This is a genomic window from Nocardioides sp. J9 (assembly GCF_007829375.1).
In the GTDB taxonomy this organism is placed as follows: domain Bacteria; phylum Actinomycetota; class Actinomycetes; order Propionibacteriales; family Nocardioidaceae; genus Nocardioides.
This window is the reverse complement of the sequence record NZ_VLJQ01000052.1, coordinates 61,922-76,144: the sequence shown is the minus strand read 5'-3', so window position 1 is coordinate 76,144 and position 14,223 is coordinate 61,922. Positions and strand designations below refer to the sequence as shown.

Sequence of the window (14,223 nt, the reverse complement as noted above, 5' to 3'; positions counted from 1 at the left end):
GCGCCGCGCTGCCGCGCGCGCGGTTGCCTTGCGTAGGTCCAGCCCCCGCCTGGCGGCAAGCCTCGGGTACTTCGCCGGACTCCCGGTGGTTGAGGTGCGACGAGCGCCRGCGAGGAGCCTCGAAACCTCCGGGCCTTCGTGGCGGGCTGTGCCCGGCACAGTCGGGCGCACCGGGCCGACGCGGGGGAACATCCCCGCCCGCCCCGCGGTTTGGGGAGGTGAGGGATCCCGCCGTAGGATCTCCCGTTGGCTCCGGTTCACGCCCGTATCCCGCGAGGCGACCCGGACCCCCGTTGAGAGGACACCATGAAGAAGGACATCCACCCCGAGTACGTCGTGACCCAGGTGACCTGCACCTGCGGCAACAGCTTCACGACCCGCAGCACCGCGACCTCCGGCTCGATCCACGCCGACGTGTGCTCGCAGTGCCACCCGTTCTACACCGGCAAGCAGAAGATCCTCGACACCGGCGGCCGCGTCGCCCGCTTCGAGGCCCGCTACGCCAAGGCTGCCAAGAAGTAGCTGCCTCCGAGCGCCGGTCCGTCCCTGCGGGGGTGGACCGGCGTTCGTCATTTCCGACCGCAGCACCTCCCGACAGCCACCTCCCCGAGGAGTCCCCCGTTGTTCGAAGCCGTCGAGGGCATGCTCGCCGAGCACGCCGAGCTGGAGGGCCGGCTCGCGCTGCCCGAGACGCACGCGGACGCCCGGCTGGCCCGGACCCTCAACCGCCGCTACGCCGAGCTGAACGCGATCATCGCGACCTGGCGCGAGTGGCGGCAGGCCGGCGAGGACGCCGAGGCGGCCCGCGAGCTCGGGGCCGACGACCCGGCGTTCGCCGAGGAGGTCGAGGGCCTGCTCGCCCAGCAGGAGGAGGCGGCCGAGCGGCTGCGCCGGCTCCTGGTGCCCCGCGACCCGGCTGACGACAAGGACGCGCTGCTCGAGGTGAAGTCCGGCGAGGGCGGCGAGGAGAGCGCCCTGTTCGCCGGTGACCTGCTGCGGATGTACACCCGCTACGCGGAGCGGCGCGGCTGGAAGACCGAGGTCCTCGACGCCACCGAGTCCGACCTCGGCGGCTACAAGTCGGTGACCGTCGCGGTCAAGGCGACGGGTACGACGGAGCCGGGCCAGGCGCCGTACGCGCTGCTCAAGTTCGAGGGCGGCGTGCACCGGGTCCAGCGGGTTCCGGTGACCGAGTCCCAGGGCCGGATCCACACCAGCGCCGCCGGCGTGCTGGTGATGCCGGAGGCCGAGCAGGTCGACGTCGAGATCCACGACAACGACCTGCGCATCGACGTCTTCCGCTCCTCGGGTCCCGGCGGACAGAGCGTCAACACCACCGACTCCGCGGTGCGGATCACGCACCTGCCGACCGGCATCGTGGTCAGCTGCCAGAACGAGAAGTCGCAGCTGCAGAACAAGGAGCAGGCACTGCGCATCCTGCGCGCCCGGCTGCTGCAGGCGGCGCAGGACGCGGCCGACGCCGAGGCCAGCGACGCCCGGCGCAGCCAGGTCCGCACCGTCGACCGGTCCGAGCGGATCCGCACCTACAACTTCCCGGAGAACCGGATCTCCGACCACCGCACCGGCTACAAGTCCTACAACCTCGACCAGGTCCTCGACGGCGACCTCCAGCCGGTCCTCGACTCCTGCGTCGAGGCCGACATGGCCGCCCGGCTCGCGGCGCTCGAGGAATGAGCGACGCCAGGCGGCTGGTCCGGGCCGCCGCCGAGCGCCCCGAGCACGACGCCGCCGAGCTGCTCGCCCACGTTCTCGGCACCACCCGCGGGGCGCTGTTCCTCCTCGACAGGGTCGACGACGACGCCCGCCGGCGCTTCGACGAGCTGCTCGCGCGGCGCGCGGCCCGGGAGCCGCTGCAGCACCTGACCGGCACCGCCGGGTTCCGCCACGTCGAGGTCGAGGTCGGACCGGGCGTCTTCGTCCCGCGCCCCGAGACCGAGCTGCTCGCCGGGTGGGCGGTCGACCGGGCCCGGGAGGTGGCGGCCGCCGGCCGCACCCCGGTGGTCGTCGACCTGTGCACGGGCTCCGGCGTGATCGCCCGCAGCATCGCCGACGAGGTGCCCCAGGCGCAGGTGCACGCCGTCGAGCTCGACCCGGCCGCGCACGCGTGGGCCGAGCGCAACCTGGCCGGCACCGGCGTCGACCTGCGCCTGGGCGACCTGGCCACCGCCTTCGACGAGCTCGCGGGAGAGGTGGACGTGCTGGTCAGCAACCCGCCCTACGTCCCGCTCGAGGCGTGGGAGTCGGTCGCGGTCGAGGCGCGCGACCACGACCCGCACCTCGCCCTCTTCTCCGGCGACGACGGGCTCGACGCGATCCGGATCATCGCCGTGCGCGGGCTGCACCTGGTGCGGCCCGGGGGAGTGGTCGGCGTCGAGCACGCCGACGTGCAGGGCGAGGCGGCCCCGGCGGTGTTCAGCGAGGGAGGGCGCTGGGAGGAGGTCCGCGACCACCGCGACCTCGCCGGCCGGCCGCGGTTCGTGACGGCACGCCGCCCCCGGTGAGCGGGCGGACGGATGCGAGGATGGGGGTCGTGAGTGCCGAGCGGTTCCCGACCGAGACCGACGAGCAGCGCGAGGCGGCGCTGGAGGCCGCCGGCCAGGCCGTGCGCCTGGGCCGCCTCGTCGTGCTGCCCACCGACACCGTCTACGGCGTCGGCGCCGACGCGTTCGACCCCTCCGCCGTGACCCGCCTGCTCGGGGCCAAGGGCCGCGGGCGGGAGATGCCCCCGCCGGTGCTGGTCGGCACGAAGGGGACGCTCGAGGCGCTCGCGACCCGGGTGCCGCCGTACGTCGCGCCGCTGGTCGAGAAGTTCTGGCCCGGCGCGCTGACCATCGTGTGCCACCAGCAGCCGTCGCTGCAGTGGGACCTGGGGGAGACCCGCGGCACGGTCGCGGTCCGGATGCCCGACCACGACGTCGCCCGCGCCCTGCTCGACCGCACCGGCCCGCTGGCCGTCAGCTCGGCCAACATCTCCGGCCAGCCGGCGGCGCTCTACGCCGACGAGGCGGTCGCGATGCTCGGCGAGGCCGTCGCGGTCGTGGTCGACGGTGGCCCGGCCCCGGGCGGCGTGGCGTCGACCATCATCGACGCGACCGGTCCGCGCCCGCGCCTGCTGCGCGCCGGGGCGATCCCGGTCGAGGACATCGACGCGGTCCTGGTCGACCTCGGGCTGACGGTGGAGACCGACCCGACGGAGCCGACCGAGCCGTCCGATGCGTGAGTACCTCGTCGTCTTCCTCGTCGCGGCCGTCGTCACCTACCTGCTGACGGTCGTCGCGCGGGAGATCGCCGTGCGCACCGGGGCGGTCGCCAAGGTGCGCGACCGCGACGTGCACGCCGAGCCGATCCCCTACCTGGGCGGGCTGGCGATGCTCGGCGGCCTGTGGGCGGCCTACGTCGTCGCGAAGGGGCTGCCCTTCCTGGGCGGCGAGCGTGCGTTCGTCTTCGACGACGCGCTCGCGGTGCTGCTGGCCGGCACGCTGGTCTGCGCGGTCGGCGTGGTCGACGACATCATCGACCTCGACGCGCTGACCAAGTTCGGCGGCCAGGTGCTGGCCGTCGGGATCCTCGTCTACTCCGGCATCCAGTTCCGCTACTTCTACCAGTCGCAGGGCGAGGTCTTCTCGCTCGACCCGGGGCAGGGGGCGCTGCTGACCGCCTTCGCCGTCGTCGCCACCGTGAACGCCGTCAACTTCATCGACGGCCTCGACGGGCTGGCCGCCGGCGTCATCGGGATCAGCTCGGCCGCGTTCTTCCTCTTCTGCTACTCCCTCTCGGTGCTCAACGACGTCACCCGTGCGACGACGGGTGCGCTGCTCTCGGCCGCGCTGGCCGGGGCCTGCCTGGGCTTCCTGGTGCACAACTTCCACCCGGCCCGGCTGTTCATGGGCGACAGCGGCTCGATGCTGATCGGCCTGGTCCTCTCGGCGACCGCGATCACGATCACCACCCAGTTCGCGCCGGGCGACCTCACCCAGGGCGCCGACGGGACCCGCGCCAGCCTGCTGCCGGTCCTGCTGCCGGTGCTGCTGCCGATCCTGATCCTGCTGGTGCCGCTCGCCGACCTGGTCCTGGCCGTCGTACGACGGACCCGGGCCGGGCGCTCGCCGTTCGCCCCCGACAAGCAGCACCTCCACCACCGGCTGCTCGAGATCGGGCACTCCCACCGCCGCGCGGTCATCATCATGTGGCTGTGGGCCGGGCTGATCGCCTTCAGCGTCGTCGTGGCCAGCCTGTTCACCGGTCCGGCGGTGTGGGGCGCGCTGGGCGCGGGGTTCGTGCTCACGGTGGCGCTGACCTTCGCGCTGCCGCTGGTCAACACCCCCCTTGTCGAGCAGGTCATCGACCAGGCGCTGGAGACCTCCGACGCACCGCTGCCCGAGCCCGCCGAGGCGCAGGGGAGCACCCCCGATTCCGACGCCCCCGAGACCTTGTGATAACTTTCACGAAGTTCCGTCGCCCCGGTTACGGAGCCCTCCCACAGCCCGACGACCGCCTCGAGAAGAACGGCCGCCGATGATGACGACCGACAGCCGGACCCACCGCGTGGTGGCCCGTGCGGCCCTCGCGGCCACGGCGTCCGCGGTCGTGCTGGTCGGCGTCGCGGCCCTCGTCTCCGGCGGGCCGGCCGCGGCCGGCGCCGCCGTCGGGGGACTGATCGCGGTCGGCGTCTTCGCCTTCGGCTCCTTCGCCGTGGAGGCGGTCGCCCGCCTGCTGCCCTCGGCGTCGCTGCTCTTCGCGATGGTGACCTACACCTTCCAGGTGGCCCTCATGGCGCTGGTCTTCGTCGCGCTCAACACCTCCGGCCTGCTCGACGACGAGCTGGACCGGAACTGGGTCGGGGGAGCGATCATCCTCGGCGCGTTCGTGTGGATGGGCGTGCAGATCGTGCTGGCGACGACGGCCCGGATCCCGGCCTTCGAGACCCGGCCGTCCACCCCGTCCGAGGGCGGTGCGCGATGACCCGTGGCGACTGCTATTGTCCGGGGCGCAATGAGTCAGCCCGAGGAGAAGCCCCAGGGCGATCCGTGGCATGCGTTCGGCTACCTGGTGGCCGGGGTCGTGTTCTACGGCTTCCTCGGTTGGCTCGCGGACCGTTGGCTGGACACCACGTTCCTCGTAGCGGTCGGCATCCTCGTGGGTGCCGCGCTGGGGATCTACCTGACCACGAGGCGCTTCCGCATGGTTGCCTCCGAGCAGCCCGAACGCCCGAAGCCCGAATCCACAGACGAGCAGTGAACGCAGAGGAGACCTGGTGATCACCGCAGCCAGTGCCACCATCGCCGCCGAGGGGGAGTCGTTCCACGCTCCCGGCCCGAGCATCTTCGACCTGCCGCCGGTCTTCGAGATCGCCGGGTTCGGCGTGACGAAGCCGATGCTGCAGCTCGTGATCGCCGCGATCGTCGTCTTCGGCCTGCTGTACGCCGCGTCGCGCTCCCGCCAGCTCGTCCCCGGCCGGATGCAGTTCGCCGGTGAGGGCGCCTACAACTTCGTGCGCAACAGCGTCGCCCGCGACATCATCGGCAGCCGCGACTTCCAGAAGTTCGTGCCCTACCTGGTCGCGCTGTTCTTCTTCATCCTGGTGAACAACCTCTTCGCCAGCATCCCGTTCTTCCAGTTCCCGACCTTCAGCCGCGCAGGCATGGCCTACGCGCTGGCGGGGATGTCCTGGCTGATCTACAACGGCGTCGGCATGGCCAAGCACGGCGTCATCGGCTACCTGAAGCTGCAGAGCGTCCCGTCGGGTGTCAGCCCCTTCATGTACCCGCTGCTGGTGCCGCTGGAGTTCTTCTCGAACATCCTGGTCCGCCCGGTCACGCTGGCCCTCCGACTGTTCTGCAACATGTTCGCCGGCCACATCCTGCTGGTGCTCTTCGCCACCGGTGGTCTGTACCTCATCGAGCACGTCGGCGGCATCGGCTACGTCGCCGGCCCGCTCGCCTGGGTGCTCGCGATCCTCGTCAGCTTCCTCGAGATCCTGGTCCAGTTCCTGCAGGCCTACGTCTTCGTCCTGCTGAACGCGATGTACATCCAGGGCGCGCTCGCCGACGAGCACTGATCCACCAGATCCACCAGATCCACCGGATCTGCGCAGTCCAGCAGTTCCCGAACCACAACCCCACAGTTCTCGCACGAGAAAACAACCCGAAAGGAAAGAAGCCATGGGTGGCTCTCTCAACATGATCGGTTACGGCCTGGCCGCCATCGGCCCGGGTATCGGCATCGGTCTCATCTTCGCCGCGTACATCAACGGCGTCGCCCGCCAGCCCGAGGCGCAGAGCCGCCTCCAGTCGATCGCGATCCTCGGCTTCGCGCTCGCCGAGGCGCTCGCCATCATCGGTATCGCCCTCGCGTTCGTCCTCACCGGCTCCAGCACTGAGTGACGATCGTCGCAAGACGATCGCTGAGCACCGTCAGCAAGCTCGACCCAGATAGGTCAGGTCCATGAAATCACTGGTGATCCTCGCCGCAGCGGAGGGCGAAGAGCACAACCCGCTCGTCCCGCTGTGGGAGGAGGTGGCGATCGCACTCGTTGTGTTCGGCATCCTCTTCTTCGCCATCAAGAAGTTCGTCGCCCCGAACTTCGAGAAGACGTTCGCTGAGCGCTCGGCGGCGATCGAGGGCGGCATCGCTGCGGCTGAGTCGAAGCAGGCCGAGGCCGACGCCAAGCTGGCCGAGCTCGAGCAGCAGCTGAGCGAGGCGCGGCACGAGGCTGCACGCATCCGCGAGGAGGCTCGTGAGCAGGGTGCCCAGATCGTGGCCGAGATGCGGGAGCAGGCCCAGGCCGAGGCTGCCCGCATCGTCGAGCACGGCAAGGCCCAGATCGAGGCCGAGCGCCAGCAGGCGGTCACCTCGCTCCGCGCCGAGGTCGGCACGCTCGCGACCGGCCTCGCCGGCCGGATCGTGGGTGAGTCGCTCGAGGACGAGGCGCGCCAGTCGCGCGTCGTCGAGCGGTTCCTCGCCGACCTGGAGACGGCCAACGCCTCCGACGCCGGCAAGGACGCGTGATGGTGTCCTTCCGCGGGGCCTCCGCCGACGCCGTGGCCGCCCTCACCGACCTGGTCGGTGGGGTGGCTGAGGCGTCCGCCGCCACGGTGGCGGGCGACCTGTTCTCCGTCGCTGGTGCCTTCCGGTCCGAGGCGGCGCTGCGCCGCGTGGTCACCGACCAGTCGGTCCCGGCCGAGGCCCGCGCGGGCCTGGTCGGCGACGTGTTCACGGGCAAGGTCGACGCGGCGACGCTCGGCCTGCTCCGTGAGGCAGCCGGTCGCCGCTGGACGCGCACCCGTGACCTCGCGGACGCGCTCGAGCAGCTGGGCGTCGTGGCCGCCGTACGCTCCGTCGGCATCCAGGGCGGCACCCTGGTCGACGAGCTGTTCGGCGTCCGCCAGCTGGTCACCGCCAACAGCGACCTGCGCAACGCGCTGTCGGACCCGGTCCGCTCCGCCGCCGACAAGGAGGCCCTCCTCGAGGGCATCCTCGCCGGCAAGGTGCTGCCCGCGACGCTGCAGCTGACCAAACAGGCGCTCTCCGGCTCCTACCGGACCGTGGTGGCCGCGCTCGAGGACTACGAGCGCACCGCCGCCGAGGTGCAGGGGGAGGGCGTGGCCACCGTCCACGTCGCCCGTGCGCTGTCCGACGCCGACCAGCAGCGCCTCCAGGCCGCGCTCACGCGGCAGTACGGCCGGCCGGTCCACCTCAACGTCGTCATCGACCCGGAGGTCCTCGGTGGCCTCCGTGTGGAGATCGGCGACGATGTCATCGACGGCACCGTCGCCGCCCGGCTCGACGACGCGCGCCGCAAGATCGCCGGCTGACGCCGCACCACACCCACGACTTCACAGCTGTAGAGAAGAGAGAAGGCACCAGAGATGACGGAACTCTCCATCCGCCCGGACGAGATCCGCGACGCCCTCGCCAAGTACGTCGCGGACTTCCAGCCCGCTGCCGCGAGCAAGGAGGAGGTCGGCACCGTCGCCTCCGCCGCTGACGGCATCGCCCGCGTGTCGGGCCTCCCCTCGGCCATGGCCAACGAGCTCCTCGAGTTCGAGGACGGCACGCTCGGCCTCGCGCTGAACCTCGAGGACCGCGAGATCGGTGTCGTCATCCTCGGTGACTTCGACAAGATCGAGGAGGGCCAGACGGTCCGCCGGACCGGCGAGATCCTCTCGGTCCCCGTGGGCGAGGGCTACCTCGGCCGCGTGGTCGACCCGCTCGGCCGCCCGATCGACGGCCTCGGCGACATCGCCACCGAGGGTCGCCGCGCCCTGGAGCTGCAGGCTCCGGGCGTCATGATGCGCAAGTCGGTCCACGAGCCGCTCGCGACCGGCATCAAGGCCATCGACTCGATGACCCCGATCGGCCGTGGCCAGCGCCAGCTGATCATCGGCGACCGCGCGACCGGCAAGACCACGGTCGCCATCGACACGATCATCAACCAGAAGCAGAACTGGGAGTCGGGCGACCCGACCAAGCAGGTCCGCTGCATCTACGTCGCCATCGGCCAGAAGGGCTCGACCATCGCCTCCGTGCGTGGCGCGCTCGAGGAGGCCGGCGCGCTCGAGTACACCACGATCGTCGCCGCCCCGGCGTCCGACAGCGCGGGCTTCAAGTACCTCGCGCCGTACACCGGCTCGGCCATCGGCCAGCACTGGATGTACGACGGCAAGCACGTCCTCATCGTGTTCGACGACCTGACCAAGCAGGCCGAGGCCTACCGTGCCGTGTCGCTGCTGCTGCGTCGTCCGCCGGGCCGCGAGGCGTACCCCGGTGACGTCTTCTACCTGCACTCCCGCCTGCTGGAGCGTTGCGCGAAGCTCTCCGACTCGCTCGGCGCGGGCTCGATGACCGGCCTGCCGATCATCGAGACCAAGGCCAACGACGTCTCGGCGTTCATCCCGACCAACGTCATCTCGATCACCGACGGCCAGATCTTCCTGCAGTCGGACCTGTTCGCGGCCAACCAGCGCCCGGCCATCGACGTCGGTATCTCGGTCTCCCGCGTGGGTGGTGCCGCGATGACGAAGGCGATGAAGGCCGTCACCGGCTCGCTCAAGGTCGACCTGGCGCAGTACCGCGCCATGGAGGCCTTCGCGATGTTCGCCTCGGACCTCGACGCCGCGTCGAAGCAGCAGCTGGCCCGCGGCCAGCGGCTGATGGCGCTGCTCAAGCAGCCGGCGTACTCGCCGTACCCGCTCGAGGAGATGACCGTCTCGCTGTGGCTCGGCACCTCGGGTCGCCTGGACGCGGTCGACACCAACGACGTCCTCCGCTTCGAGGGCGAGTTCCTCGACTACCTGCGTCGTTCCCACGACGGCCTGCTCGCGCAGATCCGTGAGTCGCAGAAGTTCGAGGTCGAGGACGACCTCGCGGCGGCGTATGACTCCTTCCTGAACCAGTTCGAGACCTCCGACGGGGGCAGCATCAAGGTCGGGCACGAGCCCGAGGCCGAGGCGCTCGCCGACGACGAGCTCGAGCAGGAGCAGATCGTCAAGCAGAAGCGAGCCTGAGCATGGCCGTATCGCTGCGTGAGTACCGCGCGCGGATCAAGTCGACGGAGTCGATGAAGAAGATCACGCGCGCCATGGAGCTCATCGCTGCGTCCCGGATCATCAAGGCGCAGCAGCGGGCACAGGCGGCAGCGCCGTACGCCCGGGAGCTGACGCGCGCCGTGTCAGCGGTGGCGACGTTCTCCAACGTCGACCACCCGCTGACGCGGGAGGAGGAGAACCCGAAGAAGGCAGCGGTCCTGGTCATCACCAGCGACCGCGGCCTGGCGGGTGCCTACTCCTCGAGCGTCATCAAGGAGACCGAGCGCCTCGCCGAGCGGCTTCGTGCCGAGGGCAAGGAGATCGACTTCTACCTGGCCGGTCGCAAGGCGGAGGCGTACTTCCGGTTCCGCAACCGCCCGTTCGTCAAGGCATGGACCGGCTTCTCCGACCAGCCGACCTACGACAAGGCCGCCGAGATCGGCGCGGCCCTGATCGAGGCGTTCCTGAAGGAGCAGGGCGAGGACGGTGACGTGGACGAGGTCCACGTCGTCTACACCCGCTTCCGCTCGATGCTCACCCAGGAGCCGACCGCGATCCGGCTGCTGCCCCTCGAGGTCGTGGAGGGCGAGGAGGCTCCGGACGAGTCCGAGCTGCTGCCGCTCTACGAGTTCGAGCCGTCGGCCGCCGAGGTCCTCGACGGCCTGCTTCCGCAGTACGTCCAGAGCCGGATCTTCTACTGCCTCCTGCAGGCCGCGGCCTCCGAGCTCGCGGCCCGCCAGAAGGCGATGAAGTCCGCCACGGACAACGCCGAGGAGCTGATCAAGAAGCTCACCCGGATCGCCAACCAGGCGCGCCAGGCGGGCATCACCCAGGAGATCAGCGAGATCGTCGGCGGCGTGAACGCCCTCGCCGACGCCCAGGCCGCGAACGACTGACCCCACCAGAGACAACACCAAACGGAGTAAGACATGACTGCAACGGTTGAAGAGACCACCGCCAGCGGTGCGGCCTCGGTGGGTCGGATCGCACGGGTCATCGGCCCGGTCGTCGACATCGAGTTCCCGACCGACTCGATGCCCGAGATCTACAACAAGCTCGAGGCCGACATCACCCTCGGCGACGAGACCACCACGCTGCCCCTCGAGGTCGCCCAGCACATCGGTGACGGCATGGTCCGCGCCATCTCGCTGAAGCCGACCGACGGCCTGGTCCGCGGCCAGAGCGTCACCGACACCGGCGGCCCGATCACGGTCCCCGTCGGCGACGTGACCCTCGGCAAGGTCTTCAACGCCACCGGCGACTTCCTCAACCTCGAGGAGGGCGAGCGGGTCGAGGTCAACGAGCGCTGGGGCATCCACCGCAAGGCTCCGGCCTTCGACCAGCTCGAGTCGAAGACCCAGATGTTCGAGACCGGCATCAAGGTCATCGACCTGCTCACGCCGTACGTGACCGGTGGAAAGATCGGCCTGTTCGGTGGCGCCGGCGTCGGCAAGACCGTGCTCATCCAGGAGATGATCGCGCGCGTCGCCAAGAACCACGGTGGTGTGTCGGTGTTCGCCGGCGTCGGCGAGCGCACCCGTGAGGGCAACGACCTCATCGAGGAGATGAAGGACGCGGGCGTCTTCGACAAGGTCGCCCTGGTCTTCGGCCAGATGGACGAGCCGCCGGGCACGCGTCTGCGCGTCGCGCTGTCCGCGCTGACGATGGCGGAGTACTTCCGCGACGTCCAGAACCAGGACGTGCTGCTGTTCATCGACAACATCTTCCGGTTCACCCAGGCCGGTTCCGAGGTGTCGACCCTGCTCGGCCGCATGCCCTCCGCCGTGGGCTACCAGCCGAACCTGGCCGACGAGATGGGTGTGCTCCAGGAGCGCATCACCTCGACCCGTGGTCGCTCGATCACCTCGATGCAGGCGATCTACGTCCCCGCGGACGACTACACCGACCCGGCCCCGGCCACCACGTTCGCGCACCTCGACGCGACGACCGAGCTCTCGCGCGAGATCGCCTCGCTCGGTATCTACCCGGCCGTGGACCCGCTGACCTCGACCTCGCGGATCCTCGACCCGCAGTACATCGGTCAGGCGCACTACGACTGCGCGATCCGCGTCAAGCAGATCCTGCAGCGCAACAAGGAGCTCCAGGACATCATCGCGATCCTCGGTGTCGACGAGCTCTCCGAGGAGGACAAGATCATCGTGTCCCGTGCGCGTCGTATCCAGCGGTTCCTGTCGCAGAACACCTACGTCGCCAAGCAGTTCACCGGCATCGAGGGCTCGACCGTCCCCGTGGCCGACACCATCGAGGCGTTCAACAAGATCGCCGACGGTGAGTACGACCACGTGGCCGAGCAGGCGTTCTTCATGTGCGGCGGCCTCGACGACGTCGAGCGCAACTGGGCCGAGATCCAGAAGAGCCTCTGATCATGGCTGAGACCGCAGTCGAGCACCTGCACGTCGAGCTCGTCGCCGCCGACCGGACCGTGTGGTCCGGCGAGGCAGCGATGATCATCGCGCGCACGCTCGAGGGTGACATCGGCGTGCTGCGTGGGCACGCGCCGACCCTCTCGCTGCTGTCGCCGTCGGTGATCGAGATCCAGGTCGCGGACACGAACCAGCTCGTGGTCGCGGCCGTGGACGGCGGCTTCCTGTCGGTGGCCAACGACCGGGTCTCGATCCTGGCGGAGCGCGTCGAGCGTGCCGAGGACATCGAGGTGGACCAGGCTCGCGTGGACCTCGAGGAGGCCCGCCGCCTCCTCGACTCCAATGACGAGGCGGAGCAGCGCGTCCGGCACGCCGAGGCGCGCATCCGCGCGGCAGAGAAGGTCAGCTAGCACGGATGGCATGGTGGGAGTGGCTGCTCGACGTCTGTGGCGCCCTCCTGCTGCTGTGTGTGCTGTACGGCGCCGGACTCATCGTCCGGCGCCGTCTGCTGTCCCGGCACGGAGGCACCTTCGAGCTGAGCCACCGGTGCCGCACCGACCGTCCCGAGCGGGGCTGGGTGCTGGGCCTGGGCCGCTACTCGGGTGAGACGCTGGAGTGGTTCCGCGTCTTCTCGCTCTCGCCGCGACCCAAGAAGTCGTGGAGCCGCGAGGAGCTGGCGTACGACGGTCGCCGGGCGCCGCTCGGCGCCGAGCAGGCCTCGCTCTACCCCGACCACCTGGTCATCCAGTGCCAGTCCCCCTCGGGCCTGGTCGAGCTGGCGATGAGCGTGTCCTCGTTGACCGGCTTCCAGGCCTGGCTCGAGGCGATGCCCCCGGGCACCGACTGGAACCGCGCCAAGGGCAACCCCTAGGGCGTCGGGGGTGGCAACGCCCTCGGCGGAGGTCGCCCTCGCCTCGCCCGCCGGCCGGGCGGTCCTCGCTGCGGCCACCCTCGGCAGCGCGATGGCGCTGCTCGACAGCACCGTCGTCAACGTCGCGCTGCGCCAGGTCGGGGAGGACCTCGACGCCAGCCTCGGTGACCTCCAGTGGGTCGCCAACGGGTACCTGCTGACGCTCGCCGCCCTGACCCTGCTCGGCGGCTCGCTCGGCGACCGGTTCGGCCGGCGCCGGGTCTTCGTGCTCGGTGTCACCGGCTTCGCCCTCACCTCGGCGGCCTGCGGGCTGGCGCCGGGCGCCTCGTTCCTCGTCGTCGCCCGGATCGCCCAGGGCGTCGCCGCGGCGCTGCTGGTGCCGGGCAGCCTCGCAATGATCCAGGGAGCCTTCGCGCCGGCCGACCGGGCCCGCGCCATCGGCACCTGGACCGGGCTCGGCAGCGTCGCCGCCGCCGTCGGGCCCTTCGTGGGCGGCTGGCTCGTCGACGTCGCGAGCTGGCGCTGGGTCTTCCTCATCAACCTGCCCGTCGCGGCGTTGGCGCTGCTCGCGGTGCGCGCGGCACCAGAGACCCGCGACCCCGACGCGGTGACCGGCTTCGACACGGCGGGCGCCGTCCTCGGTGCCCTCGGCCTCGGGGGCATCACCTACGCCCTCATCCAGTGGAGCACCACGCCGACCGGCGCGGCCGTGGCGCTGGCGGTGGGCCTGCTGGCCGGCGGTGCGTTCGTCGCGGCCGAACGTCGCAGCGCCCACCCCATGCTGCCTCTCTCGCTCTTCGGCTCCCGGCAGTTCTCGGCCGCGAACGTGATGACGTTGCTGACCTACGCCGCGCTCGGCGGCATCCTGTTCTTCCTCGTGCTGCAGCTGCAGACCGTTGCTGGGTACGACGCCCTGCGGGCCGGGCTCGCCACGCTGCCGATCACGGTCGTGATGGTCCTGCTCGCCGGGCGGGGTGGTGCGCTCGGTGCCCGGGTCGGACCCCGTGCCCCGATGACGGGCGGCCCGCTGCTGTGCGGCACCGGCAGCCTGCTGCTGGCCCGGGTGGACGACGACGTCCACTACTGGCTCGACGTCGCGCTGCCGCTCACCGTCTTCGGTCTCGGGCTCGCCACGATGGTCGCGCCGCTGACCGCGACCGTCCTCGACGCAGCCCCGGCCCACCACGCCGGGGTGGCCTCGGGTGTCAACAACGCGATCGCGCGGGCCGGTTCGCTGCTCGCCGTCGCAGCACTGCCGCTGCTCGTCGGGCTGTCCGGCGAGGACTACCAGGTGCCGTCGGCGTTCACCGAGGGCTATCGCGACGCGATGCTGTGCTGCGCCGGCCTGCTCGCGGCGAGCGGGCCGTTCTCGTGGCTGACGATCCGCAACCCGGAGGTCGCGCGGTCCGGCTGAAGCCGC

17 protein-coding genes are annotated in these 14,223 nt (G+C 70.9%); all 17 read left to right on the top strand.

Annotated elements, in window-relative coordinates:
* Positions 1 to 306: 306 nt before the first annotated feature.
* Positions 307 to 522 (top strand): 50S ribosomal protein L31, encoded by a 216-nt coding sequence (rpmE, locus tag L615_RS04925; protein ID WP_028655134.1) that lies wholly within the window; start codon positions 307 to 309, stop codon positions 520 to 522.
* Between the two features lie 99 nt (positions 523 to 621).
* Positions 622 to 1,695, top strand: a complete 1,074-nt coding sequence (gene prfA / locus L615_RS04920) for a peptide chain release factor 1 (protein ID WP_028655135.1) — start codon at positions 622 to 624, stop codon at positions 1,693 to 1,695.
* Positions 1,692 to 2,522, top strand: a complete 831-nt coding sequence (gene prmC / locus L615_RS04915; protein ID WP_186449736.1) for a peptide chain release factor N(5)-glutamine methyltransferase — start codon at positions 1,692 to 1,694, stop codon at positions 2,520 to 2,522. The genes prfA and prmC overlap by 4 nt, the downstream gene beginning before the upstream one ends.
* Positions 2,523 to 2,551: 29 nt before the next feature.
* A complete protein-coding gene (locus L615_RS04910; protein ID WP_261376560.1) occupies positions 2,552 to 3,241 on the top strand; it encodes an L-threonylcarbamoyladenylate synthase in 690 nt (229 codons plus the stop codon).
* Positions 3,234 to 4,457 carry a glycosyltransferase family 4 protein gene (locus L615_RS04905; RefSeq protein ID WP_145724307.1) on the top strand — a complete coding sequence of 408 codons (1,224 nt, stop codon included), beginning with the start codon at positions 3,234 to 3,236 and terminating at the stop codon, positions 4,455 to 4,457. The genes L615_RS04910 and L615_RS04905 overlap by 8 nt, the downstream gene beginning before the upstream one ends.
* A 79-nt stretch (positions 4,458 to 4,536) precedes the next feature.
* On the top strand, positions 4,537 to 4,983 hold the full coding sequence (locus tag L615_RS04900; RefSeq protein ID WP_028655137.1) for a hypothetical protein: 447 nt from the start codon (positions 4,537 to 4,539) through the stop codon (positions 4,981 to 4,983).
* 30 nt (positions 4,984 to 5,013) lie between these two features.
* Positions 5,014 to 5,259: a hypothetical protein gene (locus tag L615_RS04895; protein WP_051485621.1), complete on the top strand. Its 246-nt coding sequence runs from the start codon at positions 5,014 to 5,016 to the stop codon at positions 5,257 to 5,259.
* Positions 5,260 to 5,275: 16 nt separating this feature from the next.
* On the top strand, positions 5,276 to 6,079 hold the full coding sequence (atpB, locus tag L615_RS04890; RefSeq protein ID WP_232221718.1) for a F0F1 ATP synthase subunit A: 804 nt from the start codon (positions 5,276 to 5,278) through the stop codon (positions 6,077 to 6,079).
* Between the two features lie 103 nt (positions 6,080 to 6,182).
* A complete protein-coding gene (gene atpE / locus L615_RS04885) occupies positions 6,183 to 6,404 on the top strand; it encodes an ATP synthase F0 subunit C (RefSeq protein ID WP_028655139.1) in 222 nt (73 codons plus the stop codon).
* Between the two features lie 61 nt (positions 6,405 to 6,465).
* Entirely contained in the window at positions 6,466 to 7,029 is a 564-nt protein-coding gene (locus tag L615_RS04880; RefSeq protein ID WP_028655140.1) for a F0F1 ATP synthase subunit B, read from the top strand.
* Positions 7,029 to 7,835: a F0F1 ATP synthase subunit delta gene (locus L615_RS04875; RefSeq protein ID WP_036517311.1), complete on the top strand. Its 807-nt coding sequence runs from the start codon at positions 7,029 to 7,031 to the stop codon at positions 7,833 to 7,835. The genes L615_RS04880 and L615_RS04875 overlap by 1 nt, the downstream gene beginning before the upstream one ends.
* 54 nt (positions 7,836 to 7,889) lie before the next feature.
* Positions 7,890 to 9,527, top strand: coding sequence for a F0F1 ATP synthase subunit alpha (gene atpA / locus L615_RS04870; RefSeq protein ID WP_028655142.1), 1,638 nt, complete (start codon positions 7,890 to 7,892; stop codon positions 9,525 to 9,527).
* Between the two features lie 2 nt (positions 9,528 to 9,529).
* On the top strand, positions 9,530 to 10,444 hold the full coding sequence (locus L615_RS04865; protein ID WP_028655143.1) for a F0F1 ATP synthase subunit gamma: 915 nt from the start codon (positions 9,530 to 9,532) through the stop codon (positions 10,442 to 10,444).
* A gap of 33 nt (positions 10,445 to 10,477) precedes the next feature.
* Positions 10,478 to 11,932 carry a F0F1 ATP synthase subunit beta gene (gene atpD / locus L615_RS04860; protein ID WP_028655144.1) on the top strand — a complete coding sequence of 485 codons (1,455 nt, stop codon included), beginning with the start codon at positions 10,478 to 10,480 and terminating at the stop codon, positions 11,930 to 11,932.
* Between the two features lie 2 nt (positions 11,933 to 11,934).
* Positions 11,935 to 12,342, top strand: a complete 408-nt coding sequence (locus tag L615_RS04855; protein WP_028655145.1) for a F0F1 ATP synthase subunit epsilon — start codon at positions 11,935 to 11,937, stop codon at positions 12,340 to 12,342.
* A gap of 5 nt (positions 12,343 to 12,347) precedes the next feature.
* The gene (locus tag L615_RS04850; protein WP_028655146.1) at positions 12,348 to 12,803 is read left to right on the top strand and encodes a DUF2550 domain-containing protein; all 456 of its coding nucleotides are present in this window, start codon (positions 12,348 to 12,350) and stop codon (positions 12,801 to 12,803) included.
* 10 nt (positions 12,804 to 12,813) lie between these two features.
* Positions 12,814 to 14,217, top strand: coding sequence for an MFS transporter (locus tag L615_RS04845; protein ID WP_261376559.1), 1,404 nt, complete (start codon positions 12,814 to 12,816; stop codon positions 14,215 to 14,217).
* The last annotated feature ends 6 nt before the right edge of the window (positions 14,218 to 14,223 follow it).

Bases quoted from the DNA above. Each gene is read 5' to 3' on its own strand.
- rpmE (WP_028655134.1), top strand. From the start codon at position 307: ATGAAGAAGGACATCCACCCCGAGTACGTCGTGACCCAGGTGACCTGC.
- prmC (WP_186449736.1), top strand. From the start codon at position 1,692: ATGAGCGACGCCAGGCGGCTGGTCCGGGCCGCCGCCGAGCGCCCCGAG.
- L615_RS04905 (WP_145724307.1), top strand. From the start codon at position 3,234: ATGCGTGAGTACCTCGTCGTCTTCCTCGTCGCGGCCGTCGTCACCTAC.
- L615_RS04900 (WP_028655137.1), top strand. From the start codon at position 4,537: ATGATGACGACCGACAGCCGGACCCACCGCGTGGTGGCCCGTGCGGCC.
- L615_RS04895 (WP_051485621.1), top strand. From the start codon at position 5,014: ATGAGTCAGCCCGAGGAGAAGCCCCAGGGCGATCCGTGGCATGCGTTC.
- atpE (WP_028655139.1), top strand. From the start codon at position 6,183: ATGGGTGGCTCTCTCAACATGATCGGTTACGGCCTGGCCGCCATCGGC.
- L615_RS04880 (WP_028655140.1), top strand. From the start codon at position 6,466: ATGAAATCACTGGTGATCCTCGCCGCAGCGGAGGGCGAAGAGCACAAC.
- L615_RS04875 (WP_036517311.1), top strand. From the start codon at position 7,029: ATGGTGTCCTTCCGCGGGGCCTCCGCCGACGCCGTGGCCGCCCTCACC.
- atpA (WP_028655142.1), top strand. From the start codon at position 7,890: ATGACGGAACTCTCCATCCGCCCGGACGAGATCCGCGACGCCCTCGCC.
- L615_RS04865 (WP_028655143.1), top strand. From the start codon at position 9,530: ATGGCCGTATCGCTGCGTGAGTACCGCGCGCGGATCAAGTCGACGGAG.
- atpD (WP_028655144.1), top strand. From the start codon at position 10,478: ATGACTGCAACGGTTGAAGAGACCACCGCCAGCGGTGCGGCCTCGGTG.
- L615_RS04855 (WP_028655145.1), top strand. From the start codon at position 11,935: ATGGCTGAGACCGCAGTCGAGCACCTGCACGTCGAGCTCGTCGCCGCC.
- L615_RS04850 (WP_028655146.1), top strand. From the start codon at position 12,348: ATGGCATGGTGGGAGTGGCTGCTCGACGTCTGTGGCGCCCTCCTGCTG.